Annotated in this window: 6 protein-coding genes; 4 read left to right on the top strand and 2 right to left on the bottom strand. The window is 66.9% G+C overall.

Annotation, left to right across the window (positions count from 1 at the left end):
• The coding region (locus ACRDUX_RS41005; RefSeq protein WP_526423320.1) for an acyl-CoA dehydrogenase family protein at positions 1-496 on the top strand (496 nt) is incomplete at its 5' end.
• Entirely contained in the window at positions 496-1,854 is a 1,359-nt protein-coding gene (locus tag ACRDUX_RS41000; protein WP_526423318.1) for an LLM class flavin-dependent oxidoreductase, read from the top strand. The genes ACRDUX_RS41005 and ACRDUX_RS41000, both read left to right, overlap by 1 nt.
• A gap of 10 nt (positions 1,855-1,864) precedes the next feature.
• Here ACRDUX_RS41000 and rpmG read toward each other — a convergent pair whose 3' ends face one another.
• Both rpmG and rpmB read right to left on the bottom strand, forming a co-directional pair.
• The gene (gene rpmG / locus ACRDUX_RS40995; RefSeq protein ID WP_526423316.1) at positions 1,865-2,029 is read right to left on the bottom strand and encodes a 50S ribosomal protein L33; all 165 of its coding nucleotides are present in this window, start codon (positions 2,027-2,029) and stop codon (positions 1,865-1,867) included.
• Entirely contained in the window at positions 2,029-2,265 is a 237-nt protein-coding gene (gene rpmB, locus ACRDUX_RS40990; RefSeq protein ID WP_526423314.1) for a 50S ribosomal protein L28, read from the bottom strand. Before rpmB ends, rpmG begins: the two co-directional genes overlap by 1 nt.
• 115 nt (positions 2,266-2,380) lie before the next feature.
• Between rpmB and mrf the strand changes: the two genes are divergently transcribed.
• Together mrf and ACRDUX_RS40980 are read left to right on the top strand one after the other, a co-directional pair.
• Entirely contained in the window at positions 2,381-3,577 is a 1,197-nt protein-coding gene (mrf, locus tag ACRDUX_RS40985; protein ID WP_526423322.1) for a ribosome hibernation factor-recruiting GTPase MRF, read from the top strand.
• The coding region (locus ACRDUX_RS40980; protein WP_526423312.1) for a type B 50S ribosomal protein L31 at positions 3,574-3,769 on the top strand (196 nt) is incomplete at its 3' end. The genes mrf and ACRDUX_RS40980, both read left to right, overlap by 4 nt.

The raw sequence follows: 3,769 nt of genomic DNA, 5'->3' as shown, positions 1-3,769 counted from the left end.
GTACGTCACCGCGTTGGAAGTCGGTGTCCTGCACGCACTTCGCGCAGACGCGGTGGCGCACGTCCATCAACGCGCCCGCAGCTTCGCCTGGGCGCCCACTCCGTCGCCCCCCGATGATCCACTGCTGCAACGCGAGATTGGCGAGATCGCCAGCGCCGCCTTCGCCGCCGAGGCGACGGTGCTGGCCGCCGCCGACGCCCTTGCCGTCGCGTTCGACGCCGACGTGGCGGGCACCGACCCCAACCTGACGCTTGCCCACGAGGCGTCTCTGCAGGCCGCGGCGGCCAAGGTCGTCGTCGACGCCCTGGCGCAGAAGTCAGCAGCCCAGGTGTTCGACGTCGGTGGTGCGTCGGTGGTACGCGAGGCGCACCTGCTGGACCGGCATTGGCGCAACATCCGGACGTTGGCGTCGCACAATCCGACCTCGTACAAGGCGCAAGCCATCGGTGCGCATTACCTTCGCGGTACGGCGCTCCCTGGCAGCGGATACTTCTGATGTCGAAGCGCGAACTGCACCTCGGCGTGAACGTGCTCTCCGACGGCATGCATCCCGCCGCGTGGCAGCACCCCACCGCCGACCCCCGCTGGTTCACCGACCCCGCCTACTGGATCGACGTAGCGCGGACCGCTGAGCGGGGCACGCTCGACGCGCTCTTCCTCGCCGACAGCCCGTCGTTGTTCCAAAGGCCCGACGAGCCGTTGGTGGCGCCGCCGCTGGCATTGGACCCGATCGTGCTGCTGTCCACGTTGGCGTCGGTGACCTCTCACCTCGGACTGATCGGCACTGTCTCGACGTCCTTCGAGGAGCCCTACAACATCGCGCGCCGGTTCGCGTCGCTGGATCATCTGAGTCGCGGGCGGGTGGCCTGGAACGTGGTGACCAGCAGCGACCCGTACGCCTGGAACAACTTCGGGCACGGCGGCACTGAGCCGGAGCTGCAACCGAGCCGCAGCGACCGCTATGCGCGCGCCGCTGAGTTCATCGACGTCGTCCGCGCACTGTGGGATTCGTGGGACGACGACGCCATCGTGGCCGACAAGCGCACCGGCGCGTTCAGCAAGATCGGCGCCATCAACACCATCGACCACCGTGGCGCGCACTTCACCGTCGACGGTCCGCTCACCCTGCCGCGGTCGCCGCAGGGTCATCCGGTGCTGTTCCAAGCCGGGGGATCTGCGGGTGGACTCGACCTGGCGGCCAAGTACGCCGACGGTGTCTTCGCCGCCCAGGCATCACTGCCGGACGCTCAACGCTATGCTCGCGAACTACGTTCGCGCACTGCGTCTCACGGTCGCCCGGTGGACGCGATCCGCATCATGCCAGGTCTGTCGTTCGTCCTCGGAAGCACGGAGGAGGAGGCCCGCCGACGGAACCAGGAACTCAACGATCTCGCCGGCGACCGCAGACTCGCTCACCTGGCGGGGCAACTCAGCGTGGATCCGACCGAACTCGAGTGGGACCAGAAACTGCCGAAGTGGCTCCTCGACGGCGCCGAGACGACTGGAGGTTCGCAGGGTGCGCGCGACATCGTCGTGAACCTGGCACGTCGTGAAGACCTCACCGTCCGCGAGATCATGGACCGGGTGATCACCTGGCACCGACTGGTGATCGGGTCACCCGAACAGATCGCCGACGCCATCGAGGAGTGGTACCTGGCAGGGGCCGTCGACGGATTCAATCTGATGCCGGACGTGTTCCCCTCGGGCTTGGAACTGTTCGTCGATCACGTGATCCCGATCCTGCGCAACCGTGGACTGTTCCGCAGGGAGTACACCCACACCACGCTACGGGGACACCTTGGCCTGGAGCGGGTCCCGGATCGCCGATCCCGTCTGATCGCGCGCACTGGCTGACGCCCGGCGATCAGCGTTCCTCGCGGAACTCGACGTGGCGTCGGACGACGGGGTCGTACTTCCTCAGCGACAGCCGGTCGGGGTCGTTGCGCCGGTTCTTGCGCGTCGCGTAGGTGTATCCGGTGCCCGCCGTGGAACGCAGTTTGACGACTGGCCGAATCTCGGTGCTGGCCATCAGATCTTGACCTTCTGCCGGCGTAGGCGTGCCACGACGGCGTCGATGCCGTCGCGATCGATGACCTTGATGCCCTTCGCACTCACGGTGAGCGTGATTCGCCGGTTCTCCGAGGGCACGTAGTACGTCTTCCTTTGGATGTTCGGGTTCCAGCGCCGCCGGGAGCGGCGGTGTGAGTGCGACACGGTATTGCCGAAACCGGGTGTGCGCCCGGTGACTTGGCAGTGAGCCGACATGGATGCGTCTCCTTCTCTCATCGAGTCTTGTTGAAAATCGTTGTCGACAACGGCGAGTCTGGACTGTACCGTGAACCGCAGGCTAATGACAATCGTTGCCATTAACAGGAGGATGATGCGGACTCCCGCAGTGCTGGTGACCGGGCAAGGGGATACCGTCGCCGTCGCGGACGCGCTGCTGCGCCGAGACGGGACGTTGGTCGTCGAGCATCGTTTCGACGGGCAGGTGGTGCGGCGCACGGTCAGCACGTTGCGCGACGGCGAACTCCACGCGTCGGAATTCCCACTGGAGCTGGCACACGGATGTGTGTCATGCACCATCCGCAACGACCTGCTGGTGCTCCTGCGGCGGCTACACCGGCGCGACGACGTCGACCGCATCGTCGTGCACATCGCTCCATGGCTGGAACCCGAGCCAATATGTTGGGCCATCAACCACGTTCGGGTCCGCGTCGGCCCAGGGTACGAGGATGGTCCGGCATCGCGCGACGTGTCCATCGAAGCCGTGGTGAACTGCGTCGAGGCCAGCCAGTGGATCGAAGACGCGGTAGGCGACGCCGAATTGCGGGACGGTCGGACCGTCGCTCAGGTCCTGGTGGGGCAGGCCGAGTTCGCCGATGTCCAGGTGCTGACCGAGCCGGAGTCGCGTGCCCTGGCCGTGCTGCGCCGTCTCGCCCCGCGGGCACGCATCACTGTCGGCACCGAGCGGGTCGAGATGGCACTGTCGCACCTCGACTCCGATTCGCGGCGTGGCCGCGAAACCGATCCGCACGACCCGCTGCTGGCCGGTGAACCGCCACTGAGCCCCGACGGCGACGTAGCGCTGGTGGAGTTCACCGCGGACCGCCCCTTTCATCCGCAGCGACTGCACGCCGCGCTCGACCTGCTGCTGGACGGGGTGATCCGCACCAAGGGGCGCGCCTGGCTCGCGAACCGTCCCGACGACGTCATGTGGATCGAATCCGCTGGCGGTGGACTCAGGATCGGACACGCCGGAACCTGGCTGGCAGCAATGGATTCCCACCGCGCCGCCTACGTGGATCCGCAGCGGCGCGCGCTGGCCGCCGCATACTGGGATGACGACTTCGGGGACAGGCACACCTCCATGACCGTGGTGGTGTGTGGCGCCCGACCCGCCGAGATCCTCGACGGCCTCGGCGGAGCGCTACTCACCGACGACGAGCTGTCGCGCCGTGAGGAGTGGTCGAGCCATCCCGATCCATTCGGCGACTGGCACGAAGAACCGTGCGAGGACTCATCCGGCCGCGTCGCCGACGCCATGAACGACGCCTACGAAGGAGATGAGCGATGAAACCCGACATCCACCCCGACTACCACCCGGTGGTGTTCCAGGACGCGAACACCGGCACGACCTTCCTCACCCGCTCGACCGTGAACAGCTCGCGAACCATCGAGTGGGAGACCCCGGAGGGCACGTCGACGTACCCTCTCGTCGTCGTGGACGTCAGCGCGGAATCACATCCGTTCTGGACCGGTGCACACC

The organism is Mycobacterium sp., from assembly GCF_050701675.1.
Taxonomy (GTDB): Bacteria; Actinomycetota; Actinomycetes; order Mycobacteriales; family Mycobacteriaceae; genus Mycobacterium.
Note: the sequence above shows the minus strand (reverse complement) of the source record. Positions and strands in the feature narration are given on the sequence as shown.

Excerpts from the sequence above, each read along its gene's own strand:
- ACRDUX_RS41000 (WP_526423318.1), top strand. The coding sequence starts at position 496 with ATGTCGAAGCGCGAACTGCACCTCGGCGTGAACGTGCTCTCCGACGGC.
- rpmG (WP_526423316.1), bottom strand. The coding sequence starts at position 2,029 with ATGGCCAGCACCGAGATTCGGCCAGTCGTCAAACTGCGTTCCACGGCG.
- rpmB (WP_526423314.1), bottom strand. The coding sequence starts at position 2,265 with ATGTCGGCTCACTGCCAAGTCACCGGGCGCACACCCGGTTTCGGCAAT.
- mrf (WP_526423322.1), top strand. The coding sequence starts at position 2,381 with ATGCGGACTCCCGCAGTGCTGGTGACCGGGCAAGGGGATACCGTCGCC.